This window comes from Paenibacillus sp. N22P23, assembly GCF_059383735.1.
The window spans coordinates 234,813-253,175 of record NZ_JBXENT010000005.1; the positions used below are offsets into that span (position 1 = coordinate 234,813).

15 protein-coding genes are annotated in these 18,363 nt (G+C 50.3%); 3 read left to right on the top strand and 12 right to left on the bottom strand.

From position 1 onward, the window contains the following. Positions 1-103: 103 nt before the first annotated feature. On the top strand, positions 104-910 hold the full coding sequence (locus tag AC506A_RS21260) for a sugar phosphate isomerase/epimerase family protein (RefSeq protein WP_495463012.1): 807 nt from the start codon (positions 104-106) through the stop codon (positions 908-910). 87 nt (positions 911-997) lie between these two features. Here AC506A_RS21260 and AC506A_RS21265 read toward each other — a convergent pair whose 3' ends face one another. The 7 genes from AC506A_RS21265 to AC506A_RS21295 all read right to left on the bottom strand — a co-directional run bounded on the left by AC506A_RS21265 (position 998) and on the right by AC506A_RS21295 (position 10,034). Further along, entirely contained in the window at positions 998-2,509 is a 1,512-nt protein-coding gene (locus tag AC506A_RS21265) for a sulfatase family protein (RefSeq protein WP_495463013.1), read from the bottom strand. After that, positions 2,502-3,911, bottom strand: a complete 1,410-nt coding sequence (locus AC506A_RS21270; protein WP_495463014.1) for a sulfatase — start codon at positions 3,909-3,911, stop codon at positions 2,502-2,504. The genes AC506A_RS21265 and AC506A_RS21270 overlap by 8 nt, the downstream gene beginning before the upstream one ends. A gap of 534 nt (positions 3,912-4,445) precedes the next feature. Further along, the gene (locus AC506A_RS21275; protein WP_495463015.1) at positions 4,446-5,372 is read right to left on the bottom strand and encodes a TauD/TfdA dioxygenase family protein; all 927 of its coding nucleotides are present in this window, start codon (positions 5,370-5,372) and stop codon (positions 4,446-4,448) included. 60 nt (positions 5,373-5,432) lie between these two features. Next, positions 5,433-7,010 (bottom strand): extracellular solute-binding protein, encoded by a 1,578-nt coding sequence (locus tag AC506A_RS21280; RefSeq protein ID WP_495463016.1) that lies wholly within the window; start codon positions 7,008-7,010, stop codon positions 5,433-5,435. A 42-nt stretch (positions 7,011-7,052) separates the two neighbouring features. After that, a complete protein-coding gene (locus AC506A_RS21285) occupies positions 7,053-7,919 on the bottom strand; it encodes a carbohydrate ABC transporter permease (protein ID WP_495463017.1) in 867 nt (288 codons plus the stop codon). Between the two features lie 15 nt (positions 7,920-7,934). Beyond that, on the bottom strand, positions 7,935-8,912 hold the full coding sequence (locus AC506A_RS21290; RefSeq protein WP_495463018.1) for an ABC transporter permease: 978 nt from the start codon (positions 8,910-8,912) through the stop codon (positions 7,935-7,937). 360 nt (positions 8,913-9,272) lie between these two features. Beyond that, complete coding sequence (locus tag AC506A_RS21295) at positions 9,273-10,034, bottom strand: SDR family oxidoreductase (protein WP_495463019.1); 762 nt, start codon at positions 10,032-10,034, stop codon at positions 9,273-9,275. 248 nt (positions 10,035-10,282) lie between these two features. Between AC506A_RS21295 and AC506A_RS21300 the strand changes: the two genes are divergently transcribed. Continuing rightward, a complete protein-coding gene (locus tag AC506A_RS21300) occupies positions 10,283-11,671 on the top strand; it encodes a mandelate racemase/muconate lactonizing enzyme family protein (RefSeq protein ID WP_495463020.1) in 1,389 nt (462 codons plus the stop codon). Positions 11,672-11,725: 54 nt separating this feature from the next. Here AC506A_RS21300 and AC506A_RS21305 read toward each other — a convergent pair whose 3' ends face one another. From AC506A_RS21305 to AC506A_RS21320, 4 genes are read right to left on the bottom strand one after another with little or no spacing between them, the layout of a single operon-like run. Next, positions 11,726-12,688, bottom strand: a complete 963-nt coding sequence (locus AC506A_RS21305; protein ID WP_495463021.1) for a mannonate dehydratase — start codon at positions 12,686-12,688, stop codon at positions 11,726-11,728. A 21-nt stretch (positions 12,689-12,709) separates the two neighbouring features. Then, entirely contained in the window at positions 12,710-14,056 is a 1,347-nt protein-coding gene (locus AC506A_RS21310; RefSeq protein ID WP_495463022.1) for an ABC transporter substrate-binding protein, read from the bottom strand. A gap of 36 nt (positions 14,057-14,092) precedes the next feature. Then, positions 14,093-14,923 carry a carbohydrate ABC transporter permease gene (locus tag AC506A_RS21315; protein ID WP_495463023.1) on the bottom strand — a complete coding sequence of 277 codons (831 nt, stop codon included), beginning with the start codon at positions 14,921-14,923 and terminating at the stop codon, positions 14,093-14,095. After that, positions 14,920-15,840: a carbohydrate ABC transporter permease gene (locus AC506A_RS21320; RefSeq protein ID WP_495463123.1), complete on the bottom strand. Its 921-nt coding sequence runs from the start codon at positions 15,838-15,840 to the stop codon at positions 14,920-14,922. The genes AC506A_RS21315 and AC506A_RS21320 overlap by 4 nt, the downstream gene beginning before the upstream one ends. A 312-nt stretch (positions 15,841-16,152) precedes the next feature. Between AC506A_RS21320 and AC506A_RS21325 the strand changes: the two genes are divergently transcribed. Continuing rightward, the gene (locus AC506A_RS21325; protein WP_495463024.1) at positions 16,153-17,061 is read left to right on the top strand and encodes an RraA family protein; all 909 of its coding nucleotides are present in this window, start codon (positions 16,153-16,155) and stop codon (positions 17,059-17,061) included. Between the two features lie 75 nt (positions 17,062-17,136). On the opposite strand, the gene AC506A_RS21330 is transcribed toward AC506A_RS21325, so the two are convergent. After that, the gene (locus AC506A_RS21330; RefSeq protein ID WP_495463025.1) at positions 17,137-18,309 is read right to left on the bottom strand and encodes a helix-turn-helix domain-containing protein; all 1,173 of its coding nucleotides are present in this window, start codon (positions 18,307-18,309) and stop codon (positions 17,137-17,139) included. Positions 18,310-18,363 lie beyond the last annotated feature (54 nt).

Below are 18,363 nucleotides of genomic sequence, written 5' to 3' on the forward strand. Positions count from 1 at the left end.
ATATATAAACATGCAGGACGATTAGAAATGGTGCGATACTCAGCCTGATGCTACCATGAAACGATATAGAAGCTATTCATACGCATAAAGGAGCACATCACCGATGAGCATTCAATTGTTTAAATCGCTATGGGGCATGGAGCATTTGTCCTACCGGGAAAGTATCGAGCAGATCGCGGCTGCCGGTTACGACGGCGTGGAGTCGACATTGCCTGCTCCTGAACATACGAACGAATTTAAGGAGCTTCTGCAGGAGCATCAACTGGATTTTATCGCACTTATCGGCTCAAGCGGCGCGACTGTCAGCGCTCATGAAGAGGTGTTTGCTGCAGGAATAGAGAGAGCAGCAGCGTTCAGCCCGCTGCTCGCTATTTCCCATAGTGCCCGGGATTGTTGGTCCTTTGAGGATCAAGTCCGCTTCTTCCGTTCGGCACTTCGCGCAGAGCAGGCTGCCGGCGTACGCGTTGGACACGAAACGCATCGCCACCGCGCCTTGTACACGCCTTGGAACACAGCCAAGCTGCTCCAAGAGCTGCCGGATTTGCGCATTACGGCAGATTTCAGCCATTGGTGCTGTGTCTGTGAAACGCTGCTCTCGGATCAAGAGGATGCGCTTCAGATCGCTTTCGAACGTACAATTCACATCCACGCACGGGTCGGCTACGCGCAAGGACCGCAAGTTCCCCATCCTGCCGCCCCGGAATATGCGCTGGAATTACAGCGACATGAACAGTGGTGGAGCAGCATTCTCGCTCAGCGAGAGGAGCAGGGATTCCAAACAACAACCTTCACGCCGGAATTCGGGCCGCCCGGGTATATGCATACGCTTCCATTCACCCGCCAGCCGGTGTCCGATTTATGGGACACTTGCCTTTGGATGGGGGAGCGTCTAAGGACAACATTCCAATAAACATACAGGAGAGCACTCCAGTCTTTGATTTCCTGGAGTGCTCTTCTGCATTTCGTTTCACAAACTTTGCTAGGTGCTTTCTCGAAACTACGCATGCGCGATACGCGGCATAAACAGCGGTTCCTGCTCCAATCCGGCCCAGGCATACTTGAGCAGCAACTTAGATTTAATATCCGCATAATCCCGATCATTCCATCTGTTAATCCGTTCCTCTGGATCTTCTGCCAGATCAAAGAGCTCCCCATACTCTTGCTTGTAATAAACCGTAAGCTTATAACGTTCGTCCACATAAGTCTTCAGATGAATGGTCGTAGGCTCATGGTGGTTCTCGCACAGAATATGATCCCTTGCGGCAGGCTGCAGACCGTTCCACACCTGTGATTGATCCTTACCAGACATCGTATAAGGCACTTGAAGTCCGGCATATCGAAGAAAAGTTGGCGCATAATCCACTAATGATTGCATGGAGTTGTTCACTGCTCCCGCTGGAACCTGTCCAGGAAAACGGGCCAGCATGGGTACACGGATAAGATCCTCATAATGGAACGGCCCCTTTGCCGTCAAGCCGTGATGACCGTAGAAATGGCCGTGATCGGATGTGAACACAACCAGTGTATTCTCCGTAAGACCAAGCTCATCCAGCTTGTCGAGAATGCGTCCGATGTATTTGTCCATTAAGCTGGTCATGGCGTAGTAGGTTGCAATATCCTTCCGAAGTTCGTCCTCCTCATGCCTGTGCGAATGCATGCCATGGATGCCGAAGCCCGTTTCTTTATAGCTGCTGAAATCCGGGTTCTCCTCCTGCACCATCCGGAAATGCGGCGGGTTCGAATCATGCTCATGGGCTGCAGCCCGCGGAACCGTCAGCTTGGCGGGATCGTACATCGTATCCCAAGGTTCCGGAACGAGATAAGGCGGATGTGGATCGAAGAAACTGGACCATAGAAAAAATGGCGTGTCATCCCGTTTGTACTGCTCTAATAGAGTATTCGTCCGTTCCGCAATCCAAGTATCATAATGGTACTGCTCCGGAATGTCCCATTTATGGGCAACTGACTTATCCATCGTACCGGTCGGACCTACGAAGTATTCTCTCCAGTTCGAACAGCCCTTCTCCTCCAGCCAAATGGCGTAATGCTGGCCGATGTGGGCTTCATTCGCATGGTTTCGGGCCAGCTCCACATGCCGGAAACCGTAATAGGTCTCATCAAACGCTTTCCAGAAATCCAAATCCTGAAGCACCGGATAGGATTCCAGTGAAGCATACTCCGGCGTGGAAATAAGCGGCTGAAAGTGAGCTTTCCCTACCAAAGCCGTTGCATACCCTGCCTCAAGGAAATCCTCCCCGACCGTCCGCACCTTCTCGGACAGCTTTGTTCCCAAGGTCCATGCCCCATGCTGGCTTGGATAAAGCCCTGTGATTAGGGAGCTTCGAGTCGGTGTACATGTCGGGTTCGGGCAGTAAGCCCTCGTGAAGGTGGTACCCTCTCGGACCAGACGGTCCAGATTAGGCGTGGAAATCTCGGGGTTAAACGCCCCAATGGTATTCCAGTGCTGCTGATCGCTGGTAATCAGCAATATATTAGGCCTACTATTCATAAACTGCGGCTCCTCCTTTAGGATTCTCCTCGGGAATGATGGCATGAATCTGCTCTCGCCAGTGATGAAGCTTCTGACGCAACTGTTCGGTCCGTTCAGGATGCTGCTCTGCAATATTGTGCTCTTCCGATAGATCGGTTCTTAAGTTATACAGCTCCAAACGCCCGTCTTCGAAAAACTCGATGAGCTTGTACTCTCCCTCTCTCACCGACGACCCCGGCGTTCCCCCTTGATTGCCGTAATGGGGGTAATGCCAGAATATAGCTTCCCGGCTGAGGCTCTCCTCACCTTTGAGTACGGGAACTAAACTTACGCCGTCCCTATGCTGCTCCGGCAGCAGGTCCAGTCCCGCCATCTCCAGCAGGGTCGGATAAAAATCAGGGCTCGTTACCGGAACCTCACTGATGCTGCCCGGCTTTGTAATGCCTTGCCATCGGATGATGAGAGGCTCCCGCACGCCACCTTCGTACATCCAGCCTTTTCCTTCTTGAAGGGGACTGTTGCAGGTCGGCGAACCTTCGGCCGTTGCCAGACCGCCGTTGTCGGACGTGAACACGATCACCGTGTCGTCCAGCTGCCCCGTTTCTTCCAAGGCGTCTATTAATCGACCGATATTCCAATCGAGATTATAAATCATCGCCGCGTATGCAGGGTCCGACTGCACGATGCGCCTCTGTACACGCAAATGTTTCTTATGTTCGCACGGGAAGGGCTCTCCTTCGACAAACGCTTCCACCCGATCCAGTCCAAGTGCTTTCGCCTTTTCCGCGAAACGCTTGGTGAGCTTTGCACTGACCTCAATCGGGATGTGCACGGCATAATGCCATAAATTCAGAAAGAATGGCGTTCCATCATTTTGTCGGATCAGCGTTATTGCCTCGTCCGTCAACCTATCAGTTAAATATTCACCGTCAGGCCCTTCCTCGAGCGTCTCAATGCCATACGGACTAAAAAAGCCATTCATCGGCATTCCCCAGCTGCTTCCGCCTATATTGACATCGAAACCGTGCCGGTCCGGATAATGCTCACGACCGCCGAGATGCCATTTACCCACATGCCACGTCTGGTAGCCTTGTTCCTTCAATGCGGCTGCCACGCTTTTCTCCTGCAGCGGAAGATGCCGAATGTAAGGGGCATCGATCAGTTTTCCTTCCGTATGGCCGCCGATCCAGTTGGTTACGCCAACACGCGCCGGATATTTACCGCTCATGATGCTGGCCCGGGTGGGCGAACAGACAGGTGCGGCAGCATAAGCATCGGTAAATCGCACCCCCTCTGCGGCAAGCCGGTCCAAGTTAGGCGTTTCATAGAAGATGCTGCCATAGCATCCGAGGTCCATCCAGCCCATGTCATCGATTAAAATAAATAGTAGATTTGGCTTCTCTTTCGTATTACTCAACATTGTTCTCCTCCAATCCCAAAATAGGAAGAGAGCCCACTTCAATCGCGGGTTCTTCAAACTTTCGATAAAGCTGAAAATCTAACGAATCGTAGAGGCGTTATTTGGCCGAATTTCGAGGCTTGGAGCGTCTAACGAACCGTAGAAGCCTTATTTGGAGATAATCGGCTCCCAACACCTCCAAAACCATCAAATAGGGCTCCTACGATTCGTTAGAATTATTTCGGGGCTATTATTGGACAAATAAGCTCCATACGATTCGTTAGCGCATTCCACCGACTATCTGTGGCACCAAACCGTTGAGCGAAGTTTCGCGGATGCCAAATAACTCCACTGATATCGCTATTTTCGCAAGCACCGAGAACTGCGATCTGTGCCTGTCCAAGCCATTTGTCAACGGCTGAAGAGCCCACGTCAATCGCGGGCTCTTCTCTTCCCAAGGTGAAACGGCTGTCGCCGTCCTTTCGGCGGAGAAGCGCGTTTCATTCCGGTGAAATATAAGCATGGTATAAGGTGAAACTTATACTTTCTTATATTTTAATAAGGCCGATCGCCTACAATGGCCACCCGCTCCGCTACGCGGCGGTTCGGGAAATAGTCGGAATTTGCGTAATGCTGCGTGGCGCGATTGTCCCAGAATGCAATGGAGTTCGCTTCCCAGCGGAAGCGGACTTGAAACTCGGGCAGCTGCGAATGGCGGAACAAATACGACAGGAGAGACTCGCTTTCATCCGCTTCCAGATCTACGATTCGCACCGTAAAGTTCGGATTGACGAACAGCGTTTTTCTTCCCGTTTCAGGGTGAGTACGTACGACCGGATGCTCGGCTGCCGGGAATTCCTCCTGCTTGAGCTGCAATTCCTCGGGAGGAAGATTCACCCCGAAGACATGAGTGAAATCATGAATCGCCGTAAGTCCGTCGATTCGCTGCTTCACCTCATCAGGCAGATTATCATACGCAGCCGCTTGATCCGACCACAGCGTATCTCCTCCGAGTGGAGGCACCTCTGTCAGGCGTAAGACCGAGCCAAGCGCAGGCGTCAGCCGCCAGCTAACATCCGAATGCCAGTTATTTTCGTGCCCGGGCTTCTTATCATTCTTCGCGAAGCGCACGACCTCATTCGATTTTCCTTGGGGCAGGAAAGGATGGGTTTCCAGCTCCCCCCATAAACGGGCGAACGCTTGCTGCTGTTCGCTCGTAATGTCCTGATCACGGAAGAAAATCACTTTCCATTCCAGCAGTGCGCGGTTCAGCTCCTTCTGCAACTCCGGCGAGACAGGATTGCGCAGGTCGACTCCCTCGATTTCTGCGCCGATCAGCGGGCCGTAAGGCTTTACGCGAAACAGCGTATACGGCTGCTCTTCTACGCCTTCCGGCAGCCGATTAATAATACGAGGGCCGCCTTTAATACCTCGGTCTGGAATTTGCCGCGGACGTTCCTCAGTCGTAATCGTTTTAGCCATCGCACATTCTCCTCACTATTCTTGTTTTTGAAATAAGTTCAAATTCCTTCATTTCTCCGGTTATTTGCCGGCATCTTGATTCTTGTATTCTTCGTTAATCTCTGTCAGGATGCTATCGCCGCCGGCCTGACGCCATTCTTTACCCAGCTCTTCGATCCCCTTATCCACGTCAAGCTTGCCGTTCAAGAGGTTTACGAAATATTGGTTATACACTTCATTAACCGCTTTTCCATATTCAATCTCAGAATCCGTCTTGCGGGTAATGAGATTTGGCACAAAATATTGCGATGCGACTTTGACAGATTCGATGGCACGATCAATGTTCTTCTCCGTCTGCGGCAAGTAGTTCTCGTCGATTGGCCAAGTCACGTTACCCCATGCAAGCGGATGGCTCCAGCCGTTCGGAGCAAATCCGTCTTTCTCGCGTTCCGCCTCGTTGTACGTAATTTTATCGCCTTGTTTCGTGTAGTGGACCCCTTCAATGCCGAGCTGCAGCAGGTCGCGGCCTTCCTTGGACAGCATGAACTCGATGAACTGGGCCGCCTTCTCTGGATTCTTGGCCTTATTGGTAACCGCTGTGAAAAAAGCGGTCTTCGGACGCGTAGCCATACCTTGTTTGCCGTCCGGTCCTGCCGGCGGCGCTTCGAATCCGAGCTTCCCATCGGGATTGACCTGCTGCAGGCTGCCTTCGACGCGGCTCACGTGGCGGAATAATGGACCATCCATAACGCCTGCCTTGCTTTGGAAAAACTTTTGTTCCTTGGTCGGTCGGTCATAAATGATATATTCGGGATCGATCAGCTTCTCCTCGTACCATTTCCGCAGCTCTTCAATCCCTTTCTTGAAGGCGGGGTCTTCGAACCGTGGGATAACTTCTCCTTTATCGTTCAAGGCATAGTCAGCGTATGGCAGTCCGTACGCATATAGAACAAAATCGAATGCGGTGAGTGCGTCTCCGGCAACCGGCTTGTTCGTGATAAAGCCGAAGGTGTCGGCCTTGCCGTTGCCATCCGGGTCTTTCTCCACGATGGCTTTCAGCGTGCTGTGAAACTCATCCAGCGTTTTCGGATGCGGCAGGCTCAGCTTATCCAGCCAATCCTGGCGAAATTGAACGGTGTAATTCGACTTTTCCATGCCGCTCACGAAAGGATATCCGTAATATTTTCCGTCTACGGCCGTCCACTGCAAACCGTTGTCGAGCTTGGCTTTAAGTGTAGGGGTATCCTTAAAATAATCGTTCAGCGGAACCAGAATGCCTTCTTTGATCCATTGGGAAATGGAAGAGGAAGGATACAGCGTGGTCACAACGTCAGGAAGATCCCCGCTCGCAATAGCCACGTTAATCTTGTCATACGAAAACTCCGGTGATATCTTGATCGTCAGCTTGATGTTCAGCCGCTTATTGATCTCGGCAACAATGCGATCGTTCGGCACCAGCGGCTTTGCTCCTTGATCGCCGGTGGTCAAATACACGAGTTCATACGGTTCTTCCGCAGCGGAACCGGAGCTGGAACCGGAATTGTTCGCACTCGCTTCCGTGGAGTCCGGCTTATTGGAGCAGCCCGCCGTTACGATCAGCGCTACCGCAGCCAGACCGATCACCCACTTTTTCATTGTTAACCCTTTCCTCTCAACCATTTCTCTTTCCTCCCGTTAGATCATTTTTTTATAGTGAAGGAGTTACTCCTTGACCCCGCCAATCAAGACGCCATTGATAAAATACTTCTGGAAAAAAGGATACATGAGCATGACCGGAATGGAAGCCGCCATGACAGTCGCCATCTTGATGGATGGCCCTAGGAGAAACAGGCTGTCGCCGCCTCCCGAGTAGGACGATTCGTTCTCGAACAGCATGCTTCGCAAGAACAGCTGCAAAGGCCACAGCTCCTTGTCGCTGATGAAGAAGATCGCGTTGAAAAAATCATTCCACCGGGTTACGGCATAGAAGAGTGTAATGGTGGAAATCGCCGGCATTGATAAAGGAATTACAATCCTGAACAGGATCCCCAGGTCGTTGCTGCCATCGATCTTGGCTGCTTCAACCAAACTATCCGGCATCGAAGAGAAGAAGCTTTTCATAATAATCAGATTATAAGTATTGAGAGCGCTCGGGATTATCAACGCCCATACCGAGTTCATCATGCCTAGCTCTTTGACCAATAGATAGGTCGGAATAATACCGCCGCTGAACATCATCGTAAATACGAGAAGAAACATGATCACGCGCTGCCCCTTAAGTCCGGGCCTCGAAAGCGCATAAGCCGCCAGCACCGTGAGGATCATATTAAGCGCCGTTCCCACAACCGTGATGAACAGCGTCACCCCGTATGACTTCCATAATTCGTTCATCGAGAACAAGTACGTATAAGCTTCCAATGTGATTTGTTTGGGGAATAGATGAATGCTGGAACCGAGGTACTCCTCCAGCGGAATGACGGATACAACGAGCGTATCCCAGAATGGATACACCGTAACGATAGCTACTATGGTCAGAAAGATGACATTGAACGAGTTGAATAGCTTTCCTGCCCTGCTGGTGTAATGCATAGTCCCCCTCCTGTATCAGTAAACACCCTGTTCCCCCATCTTCCTGGAAAGCCAATTTGCTATAACGAGCAGCGCAAAATTGATCAGGGATTTAAACAATCCAACCGCTGCCGCTAGGCTGAATCTTCCATCCGTTAAGCCAATTCGGTATACATAGGTGTCGATAATATCTGAGACACGATATACACCCGGATGATAGAGCACGAAGATTTGCTCGAAGCCAGCTTCCATAATACCGCCCAGCCGAAGAATGAGGATGAGCACAATGGTACTCCTGATCAGCGGGATCGTGAGATATACTAGCCGCTGCAAACGATTGGCACCGTCGATGACCGCCGCTTCGTACAGATGCGGGCTGATTCCGGACAACGCAGCCATGTAGATGATCGTGTTCCAGCCGAACTCTTTCCAAATCATCGAGAAGACAAGCGTGCTGCGAAAATAAGATTCATCGCTCAAAAATCCGATAGGCGTACCTCCAAACAGCTTAATCACGTTATTGACGATGCCGCTGTCCGTGGATAGCAAATTAATAAGAATGCCGCCAAGAATAACCCAGGAAATAAAGTGAGGCAGGTAAATGATCGTCTGGATCGTCTGCTTGAACACCTTCACCCTGACCTCGTTCAAGAGCAGAGCTGCGATAATCGGAGCCGGAAATCCAAAGGTAAGCCGGTATAGCGAAATGATCACCGTGTTTTTGATGACCTGCCAGAATTTATCCTGGGAGAACAAGTATTCGAAATGCTTCATGCCTGCCCAATCACTGCCCAGTATCCCTTTCATAATGCTGAAATCCTTGAAGGCAACGACCGCCCCATACATCGGGATATAATGAAAAATCAAGTAATAGACGAGTGCCGGCACCAGCATCAAATACAGATAACGATTAAACCAGACGTACTTCATGAGCTTTAATTTTCGCCTAACGGGCTTTTTGTGAGGCAGCACTCTGGCCTCTTGCAGAGCGGCCTCGCTGTCAACGTATTCCATCCATGAATGCTCCCTTACGGTAAAATAAAAGACACAACATAGGGTACATGTTGTGTCTCCGGTTGAACGGTCGACTCGTATTCATCTCATCAATCAAGTAAATTAGCGGTTTGAACCTCTGGTCATCCAGTCGTTTACCCAATAAAAAAGGAGACTCAGCGCCTTTGTTAAAGCGTGGTCTCCGGTTGTCCGGTTGATATTTTATTATTCCGATGAGATTACTTTGTTATTATGTGGATTATAGTATCATGCGAGAATTTCGCCGTCAACCTTTATTTCCTGATTTCTCCAAATTAACAGAAAGGAGCAGATGCCGCGGCATCTGCTCCTTTCTGTTTCATACTAGGCAACGCGACTCAATTATCCTTGAGACGTGGTACGGCTGAGCCAATCCCGGAAACGAGTCTCCGTAATCCGTGGGTTGCTGTCGACCGGAACAAGAGATTGATCATTCACCTCTATTGTACCGAAGTAGCGCGCATTCTCATCTGTGATCACCTGACGCGGGTCTCCCGTTGCGCTCAAGAACTGTCGAACGAGTTCGACGAGTGGAATTTGATCCGGGCCGGCTGTATCCGCAATGCCATTCACAGGCGATCCCACAGCGAAATCCGCTACTACGGCTGCAACATCATCCGAAACCATAGGCTGCGTAAGGGCGGAAGGTAAACGAACGGTATCACCTTCAGTCGCTACATAGGCGATGCTGCCGATGAATTCGAAGAATTGCGTCGCACGGACGATCGTATACGGAATGTTAGAAGCTTTGATTAGCTCTTCTTGGGCCATTTTCGCGCGGAAATATCCGCTTTGGAGAAGGCGCTCGGTTCCTACGACCGACAGTGCCACGTGATGACTTACTCCGGCGGCTGCTTCAGCAGCAAGAAGGTTCTTGTTCGACGTTTGGAAGAACTCCATTACGGGCTCATCGTCAAATGAAGGTGCGTTCGACACGTCGACGACTACCTGCGCACCAACCAGCGCTTCAGAAAGCCCCTCACCTGTAATCGTGTTGACGCCTAAGGATGGTGATGCCGCCACTACATCATGACCAAGCTCACGAAGGTTTTTCACAACTTTGGATCCAATAAGTCCACTTCCACCAATAACTACAATTTTCATAATAATTCCTCCTATTTATAATTTGTCCTATAAGGACTAGTGTTGATTATTTTCTTTCTTTGCGTTTTACACAGATATAACGACGGAGGACTTCAATGTGTGACACAAGAATTTATCTATTTTCGATGTCAATATTTTCTCCAAAGAAATCAAACAAAATCATAACTTTACGGTATCGTAACCGACCGCCGCAATTCACTAAGATTAAGTTGCATCGCAACTTCCATAAATCGGGGTGAATGAAATTGATGAACAAACCAAACACCTATGAAGAAACACTTGCTCACGTATCCACGCATTCCAATCCATCGGAGCTGCGCATCACCGATATCCGTTTCACCGACATTGTTGGCGGTCCGTTTCATAGCAGTTTGATTAAAGTGTATACAAACCAAGGCCTAGTTGGTTTTGGAGAGGTACGCGACGGAGCGGACAAGGTATACGCGGCACACTTGAAAGGCAGGCTGCTGGGCGAAAACCCATGCAATATCGACAAACTATTCCGCCGGATTAAGCAATTTGGCGGACATGCCCGTCAAGGCGGCGGCGTCAGCGGACTTGAAATCGCGCTTTGGGACTTGGCAGGCAAAGCGTATGGTGTGCCGATTTATCAGATGCTCGGCGGCAAGTTCCGCGACAAAATCAGGATGTACTGCGACACGGACGTCAGCGGGAAAAATACCGGTACGGCCATGGGACATGCTTTAAGGAAACGTATGGAAGAAGGATTTACGTTCCTGAAGATGGACCTCGGCATCGGGCAGCTCATGGACCAGCCCGGAACTTTGAGCGCTCCCCTCGGTTTTCTTGAAGAAATGAGGAACACTTCGAGAAGACGCTACGGCCAAAACGCCGCAGAACTGACAGAGGATCAAATTCGCGACAACCGAAATCGTCATTATGATATAAATAATATCGCTCATCCGTTCACAGGCATTCATGTGACGGAGAAAGGACTTGATATACTTGAGCAATATGTAGCGGATGTACGTGCCGTAATCGGCTATGAAGTGCCGCTTGCGATCGACCATTTCGGCCATATCGGGCTGGAAGATTGCATTAAGCTAGGCCGCCGGGTCGAGAAATTCAATCTGGCTTGGATGGAAGATATGATTCCGTGGCAATATACAGAGCAGTATGCGAAATTGGCGCGCGCGGTAACGACACCAATCTGCACCGGCGAGGATATTTATTTGAAGGAGAATTTCAGACCGCTTCTCGAAGCTGGCGGCGTATCCGTCATCCATCCTGACGTTCTGACTTCAGGCGGAATTCTGGAAACCAAGAAAATCGGCGATATGGCGCAGGATTATGGAGTCGCCATGGCGATTCATATGGCAGAAAGTCCGATCGCATGTTTGGCGGCCGCACATGTCGCCGCCGCCACCGAGAATTTCCTTGCGCTGGAGTATCACTCCTGCGAAGTGGAATGGTGGGATGACATCATCATTGGCAATACGCTGCCGAAGAAGCTGGTGCAGAACGGATTTATGACCCTTACGGATGCGCCGGGGCTTGGCATAGACGATTTGAATGATGAGGTGCTAAAGCAGCATCTGCATCCCGAAATTCCGGGCTTATGGGAATCGACGGATCATTGGAATATCTACCATTCCAGTGACCGGCTCTGGAGCTAAAGCTTATACAATGAAAGTCCGCCGGTCATTAAGATGACCGGCGGACTTTTTGTGTTACCCTGCCGAAGCGGCTTCTATTAATCCATTGATATAACCGATGCCATACAGTCTTCCGAGCAGCTCATAACCCGGATTCTCGTTCGTTTCACCGGCCATCGTCGGCACATGATCCGGTCTTGCCGGACCTGTAAATCCGACTTCGTAGTAGGTTTTCATCGCTTCGAGCATATTCGTTTTGCCATCATCATGGAAAGTTTCTTCGAACTTCTCCTGGTTGCCGCGCACATCGCGGAAGTGGACGAAGAACAGCTTATCCTGATTGGCAAAACGGCGGATTACACTAGGAATGTCCTCACCTGCCGTAGCCATTGTTCCTTGGCACAGCGTGATACCGTTGTAAGGGCTTGGGACTAAATCAATTGCCCGCTGCAGCGCATCCGCACTTCGAAGTATACGCGAGACGCCGCGAATCGGCGTAATCGGCGGATCATCCGGGTGCAGCGCCAGTTTGACTTTGGCTTCCTCCGCAACGGGAACGATCCGTTCCATAAAATAGTGGAGATTCTCCCACAGCTGCTCCTCCGTGACAATTCCCGCTTCCGTCAGCGGAGCATTCTTCATTAGGCTGTGGTCATAGCTTGAGACAAGGGCGCCTCCGCGTGTCTTGGTCGTTGTGGACGTACGGAACCAGTTAAACTGAGCCATGAAATTGTAGCAGAGCACCGGGATGCCGGCTGCACCCATGTTGCGGATGAACTTCTGGAAAATCTCGATTTCCTCGTCGCGTCCCGCCGTACCGAGCTTAATATGATTGCTCGGAGGCATCGATTCGATGACGGACAGCTCTAAGCCGTGATCGGCATAACGCTGCTTCATTCGAATAAGAGGCATTAAATCCCAAGACTTCTCGGTCTTCTCTTCCCATGGAAGGCCTCCGACCGCATAATTGATGTTCATTTGTTTCGCAAGCTCCCACAGCTGAGAAGGCTGAGAGGAGAAAAATTCGGCGAGCTTCATAGGCTTGGTCTCCTTTTATATTTATTTGGATGCGGCTTTTGTCGCCAAATCCATACCCATTTTATTGATCTTGTCATACGCGTCCTCGATGGATTGCTGACCGTAGGAGACGACCTCCATCTCCTTCTTATACGTATCCACCCACTCCGAAAACCCTGGAGCGGCCGAATAGAACGGCAGCGCCTTCTCAACCGAAAGGTCATAGATTTCTTTGCCCAGCTTGTCCTTCTGCTCGAGCGTCGGCTCAAGAACCTTATAAATCTCCGGGTTAATCGGAATCCCGCGAGTCAGGCCAAGTGCATTGCCGGCTTCTTTGTCCGAAATGAACCATTGTACGAATTTCTTGGCTTCATCCTTATGTTTGGAATTCGCGCTGACGCTCAGGAAGATCGTCGATTGGGCCCAGCCGCCTCCTGACGGACCGACCGGCATGTTGACGACGCCTACTTTCCCGGGCATCAGCTGCTCCAGCGCGCTTACCGAACCGGTCGTTGCGCCGCGTGTCATAAGCACGCCGGATGCCATCGGATCAGCTTGCGGATCATTCTCGAGGAATGCGGCTGCTTGTTCCGCGGGCGGCACGATTTTGGCTTTACGGAATTCTTCGTACGTTTTGTAGTAGGTCATAAACAAATCTTTGTCGAGCGTAAACTTCTTGCCCTCATCGGCCATGACCGGATCCTTGCCCATGGAGGTCTGATAGAAATTGAATGAATCCCATGTGCCCGAATCCCCGATCGGATATTTGCCCTCCGGCAGCTTGGCGCGGGCATCCCTCGCCCATTGGAAAAACTCATCATAGGTCCAGTTCTGCTTCGGCAGTGCAATGCCGTACTTCTCCAGTTCCTCTTTGTTGAATGCGACTCCCGCCGCGTTCTGGCTCAGAGGAATTCCGTATAATTTTCCGTCGATCTTCAGATTCTCAATGACCTTCGGATCCACGATTCCGCTTAAATCAACATCGGACAAATCCTCCAGCTGCCCTCTCGCTACATACTCTTGAAGAAACGCGGCATCCATTTGCAGCACATCGGTAATCGATTTGGATGCAGCCAGCGTCGGTAACTTCTGCCAGTAAGCATCCCAGGCCATGAATTCTGGCTTAAACGTCACATTGGCGTGCTGCTTGGTGTAAATCGACAGCGCGTTCTTCGTAGCTTCATGGCGCGCATCCGGCCCCCACCACATGATGCTTAACTGTGTCGCCTCCGCGTTATCCTTCGTTGGTTCATTGTCAGACCCCGTCTCGGCAACGGCGGCATTATTGCCGTTATTCTTACTGTTTCCCCCTCCGCTGCTGCACCCTGTTACCACTAGTGTCAGAGCCAAGCTCATTAGCAGTAAACTAGCTGATCCTTTTCTTTTCATCCGTTCAATCTCCTCTCGAATTAGCTTTATGATGGGCTAACCTTTCAAACCGGTCGTAGCAATCCCTTCCACAAAATACTTCTGGGCAAATAGGAAGATGATGACAGATGGCATGATGGACACGAAGGACATTGCAAGCAATTGTCCCCACTGGATATCGAACTGGTCGATAAACATGCGAAGCGCCAGACCCACGGTAAACTTATCGATGGAGCTTATGTACAGAACCTGTGCGAAGAAATCATCCCAGCTCCAGATGAAGGTGAAGATGGCTACCGTAACAAGCGCAGGCTTGATCAACGGCAAAATAATGCGGAAGAAAATGCCGTACACCGAGCTGCCGTCGATTTTGGCCGCTTCATCCAAATCACGCGGAATGCCGCGAATAAATTGAACGAGCAGGAAGATGAAGAACGCTCCCCCGCCGAAGAAGTGCGGCAGCACCAGCGGAACATAGCTGTCCACCAAGCCGAGCTTATTGAACAGAATGTATTGCGGCACCACGGTAACCTGGCCCGGCAGCATCATCGTAAGCAATAGAATCGAGAACCAGAAGCCGCGGAGCTTGAATTGAAGCCGCCCGAAGCCGTAAGCCACGATCGCAGCGGTCAGCACGCCGCCTGTTACGTTGCCAAGCTCCATCAGCAGCGTGTTGCCAAAGAAGTGCGCGAAGCTGTAGTCGGCAGAGAAATTCCAGCCGTTGCTGTAGTTCTCCCACATGGGAATGGAAGGCCATATCGTGGGCAACCTCAGCTCTTCCGCTTTCTTCAAGGAAGCGCCGATCCACCAGATCACCGGATAAAGCATCAAGAGCGAGAATAGGGAGAGAAACAGATGATTGGAGAGCTTGAACCGAATCGTAGTCATTTGGCCTTCCCTCCATCCGACTCGTAAAATACCCAATACCGTGAGGCCAAGAAATTAAGCGCGGTCAGTACAGCGACGATGACCAGCAATATCCATGCCAGTGCGGAAGCGTAGCCCATTTGGTAGTGTTTAAAGGCTTTTTCATACAGGAACAACGCATACATGTAAGTGGAGTTGATCGGTCCTCCTTTGGTGATGATGAAGGCCGAAGTAAAGGTTTGAAAGGAACCGATAACGCCAAGCACGAGGTTAAAGAACATAACCGGCGAGAGCATCGGCAATGTAATGCTGACGAACTTGCGGAATCGTCCAGCGCCGTCTACTGAGGCGGACTCGTATAGTTCCTGAGGGATTTGCTTGAGCCCGGCCAAGAAAATAACCATCGTTGAACCGAATTGCCACGTGTTCAGAAGAATGAGCGTGCCCAGCGAGGTATCCGGATTCGTGATCCATCCTAAGCCTTGAATGCCGAACCATGACAGCACTTGGTTGACGTAGCCATCTAAACCGAACATATTGCGCCAAAGTGCGGCTACCGCGATGCTTCCGCCGATTAAGGAAGGGAAGTAGATCGCCGTCCGGTAAACATTCATCCCTCGAATGTTCTTGCTCAGCGCCATCGCGACCAGCAGCGAGAAGAACAGTTTGAGCGGAACCGAGATCAGGACGAAGATGAACGTCACGCTTAATGATTTGGTAAAGGTATCGTCATTTCTGAAAATGTTGGCGTAATTGTCCGTCCCGGTCCAAACCGGGGCTTCCAGCAGTGAATACTCCGTAAAGGATAGATAGAAGGATTGGGCGATCGGCCAGAGCGTAAGCAATAGGAATCCGATCAGCCACGGGGCGATAAATAGATACCCGGCCACATTGGTCTCTTCCCTGTTTTTGCGCTTGCGCAAGGAAGCTCGTTCCACCTCAGTGCGGGATGCTTGGGCTAACGTTTCAGTTGTCACCCATGGATCTCCTCCTCTTTCTCTTGATCGTTTGTAATGAAACTGTAAGGTATTGCTCGTCTTTACTCTAATAGAAAACGGTTACATGAGAGAAGGAGACGATTTTACGAATTTGTTTGATTTATTTAAAACGATTTTGCGATAGGTGAAATTATTATGCGATCCTCCTGAAATGCCTTAAAAATGTCGCATCGACAATTCCCGGAATGTCCTTAACAATAGATTTAAGAATAGGCAATGATTTCCTAACCCGAATGAAAGAGGTGCTTGCAAGTGAGATTCGATAACCCGGAGGATATTGTACAGCTTACTCCCCAATGGGAAGGGGAACGCTTCCCGAATGGCCGTCCTAAAGTTTCGGAGGATGTACTGCGCCGCATGCGAAAGATCACGTTGGAGGAAGCATGGGGCCCTCTTTGGAACCACGGCTACACCTTTCAATTCGAGGGTGATTTCAAAATCGTTCATCCGGACAAGATCATGGTCGGCCGGGCAGTAACCGCCGTCATGGTTCCTAAGCGTCCCGATCTGCATGAAACGCTTCTAAAGTATGGCCATGAGCAGGAAGGACGGAAAGGGTTCTTCAACCAGTGGGTGATTGATTCCCTTGTGGAGGATGATGTCGTCGTTGTCGATATGTTCGACAAGGTTCACCTCGGCACGTATGTTGGCGGCAATCTGAGCACTGCGATATCGACCCGCACGAAACGCGGCGGCGCAGTCATATGGGGCGGCATTCGCGATAACCAGCAGATTGTCGAAATCGACAATATCAATGTTTATTATCGGGGGAGCGATCCTACTGCCATCGCGGATGTTACGATGGTAGGCATGAATGTACCCACTCGCATCGGCAAGGCGATTTGCCTTCCCGGCGATATCGTGCTCGGTACCCCTGCAGGCGTAATCTTCATTCCGCCGCACCTCGCCGAGCTTACGGTCGTGCAGGCTGAGAAATCGCAGGTCCGCGACATCTTCGGTTTCGTCCGTCTGAAGGCAGGCGTCTACTCCACGGCCCAAATCGATTCCCCTTGGACGATTGCCATGTGGAATGACTTTATGGGCTGGTTCGAGGGTGATCAGGCAGCAGAGGAATACCGCCATTTAACGTGGGAATCGGAACTTGAAGCAGCAGCGCAAAAAGACGACGGTGACAGTCACAGTCATGAGGTACGTTTGTAGTTATGAGCAAATAAGAAAGACTCCGGATGCGTTTAGAACGCTCTCCGGAGTCTTTTTCTTTGGCTGACGAATCGTCTAATTCACTACCGTTTCCCGATATTCCGTCGGGGACACGCCAACCTTCTTCTTGAAAATTTGGCTGAAATAACGAGGATCTTGGTAACCGACCTGCTCGGCCACTTCATAATTCTTATAATGCGTGCTGCAGAGCAGCTTCTTAGCCTTCTCAATCCGGATGTCAGTCAAATGCTCGATAAAGGTTTTGCCGGTGTTCAGCTTGAAGAGAAGACTTAAGTAGGTCGGTGTCATATAGACCTTCTGCGCTACGCTTTGCAGGGACAACTCCTGGTACTCCTGCTCCATGTGGTAAATCGTTTTCTTAATAATGCTGCGGTGGCTCTCCTTCTGATCGGTTGACATGACGTCTCTTACGCCGGACAAGAAATGGCAGACATAGTGTTTAATTTCCTGCAGGGTTTGCATCTTTGCAATGCACATAATTTCCAATTTATTGTAAGCGTTATCATTATTGGCTGCAGAAAGCATCAGCTTCTCCGTTCCCATTAATAAGCGAGCCGTTAATTCATACATAGCCTTGATATCGACCGGTCCTTGTACAAGCAATGAATGATAAAAGTCTTCAACAGCCTCTTCAATTTCGGAAGCGGAGTCTGCCGTCTTTAAAGCTTCATGCAATTGAATCTCCTTATCCCCCGGATAATCCGGACATTCCAGATACTCTGGGAGCTCACTGTAATAGCTGATATGGCCGGTTCCACGATAAAATTTATCTTGCAGTGCGTAGCATGCTTGTTTATACGATTGGTTGATGTCAATCAATTGGCTGCACGGGTTTCCTACAGCGATATTGACCTGCAGGCCGAATTGCCCGCTCAGCTTGGCTTGAATCGTCTCCAGATCCGCCTTGGATTCCCACGAGAACAACATGCCAATTCGGTTCTGATCATCTACAAACACAATCGTTCCGGTGTGACTAGGTACCTGCTGCTCCAAATAATCCCGCATTTCCTCAAGCAGCACTTTCTCGTGCTCACCTAAATTAGACGGGGCCGGCTCAAGTAGCGCTAATGCAGGATAAGTGAAATACGGATTCAAATTCAAACGAGATAAGTTTTCTTTCACATTCGTGCTTTTAGATTTGCGACCCAAAACAAGATCTTGCAGAAATCGGTCTCTCATCCAAGTCAAAATGACATCATCCTTATACAACAGCCCTTCGCTTAGCATGCTCTATCCCCTTTACGAATGGATGTTCACCAAGGTGTGCGATGCTGCTCATGC

Excerpts from the sequence above, each read along its gene's own strand:
- AC506A_RS21260 (WP_495463012.1), top strand. The coding sequence starts at position 104 with ATGAGCATTCAATTGTTTAAATCGCTATGGGGCATGGAGCATTTGTCC.
- AC506A_RS21265 (WP_495463013.1), bottom strand. The coding sequence starts at position 2,509 with ATGAATAGTAGGCCTAATATATTGCTGATTACCAGCGATCAGCAGCAC.
- AC506A_RS21270 (WP_495463014.1), bottom strand. The coding sequence starts at position 3,911 with ATGTTGAGTAATACGAAAGAGAAGCCAAATCTACTATTTATTTTAATC.
- AC506A_RS21275 (WP_495463015.1), bottom strand. The coding sequence starts at position 5,372 with ATGGCTAAAACGATTACGACTGAGGAACGTCCGCGGCAAATTCCAGAC.
- AC506A_RS21280 (WP_495463016.1), bottom strand. The coding sequence starts at position 7,010 with ATGGTTGAGAGGAAAGGGTTAACAATGAAAAAGTGGGTGATCGGTCTG.
- AC506A_RS21285 (WP_495463017.1), bottom strand. The coding sequence starts at position 7,919 with ATGCATTACACCAGCAGGGCAGGAAAGCTATTCAACTCGTTCAATGTC.
- AC506A_RS21290 (WP_495463018.1), bottom strand. The coding sequence starts at position 8,912 with ATGGAATACGTTGACAGCGAGGCCGCTCTGCAAGAGGCCAGAGTGCTG.
- AC506A_RS21295 (WP_495463019.1), bottom strand. The coding sequence starts at position 10,034 with ATGAAAATTGTAGTTATTGGTGGAAGTGGACTTATTGGATCCAAAGTT.
- AC506A_RS21300 (WP_495463020.1), top strand. The coding sequence starts at position 10,283 with ATGAACAAACCAAACACCTATGAAGAAACACTTGCTCACGTATCCACG.
- AC506A_RS21305 (WP_495463021.1), bottom strand. The coding sequence starts at position 12,688 with ATGAAGCTCGCCGAATTTTTCTCCTCTCAGCCTTCTCAGCTGTGGGAG.
- AC506A_RS21310 (WP_495463022.1), bottom strand. The coding sequence starts at position 14,056 with ATGAAAAGAAAAGGATCAGCTAGTTTACTGCTAATGAGCTTGGCTCTG.
- AC506A_RS21315 (WP_495463023.1), bottom strand. The coding sequence starts at position 14,923 with ATGACTACGATTCGGTTCAAGCTCTCCAATCATCTGTTTCTCTCCCTA.
- AC506A_RS21330 (WP_495463025.1), bottom strand. The coding sequence starts at position 18,309 with ATGCTAAGCGAAGGGCTGTTGTATAAGGATGATGTCATTTTGACTTGG.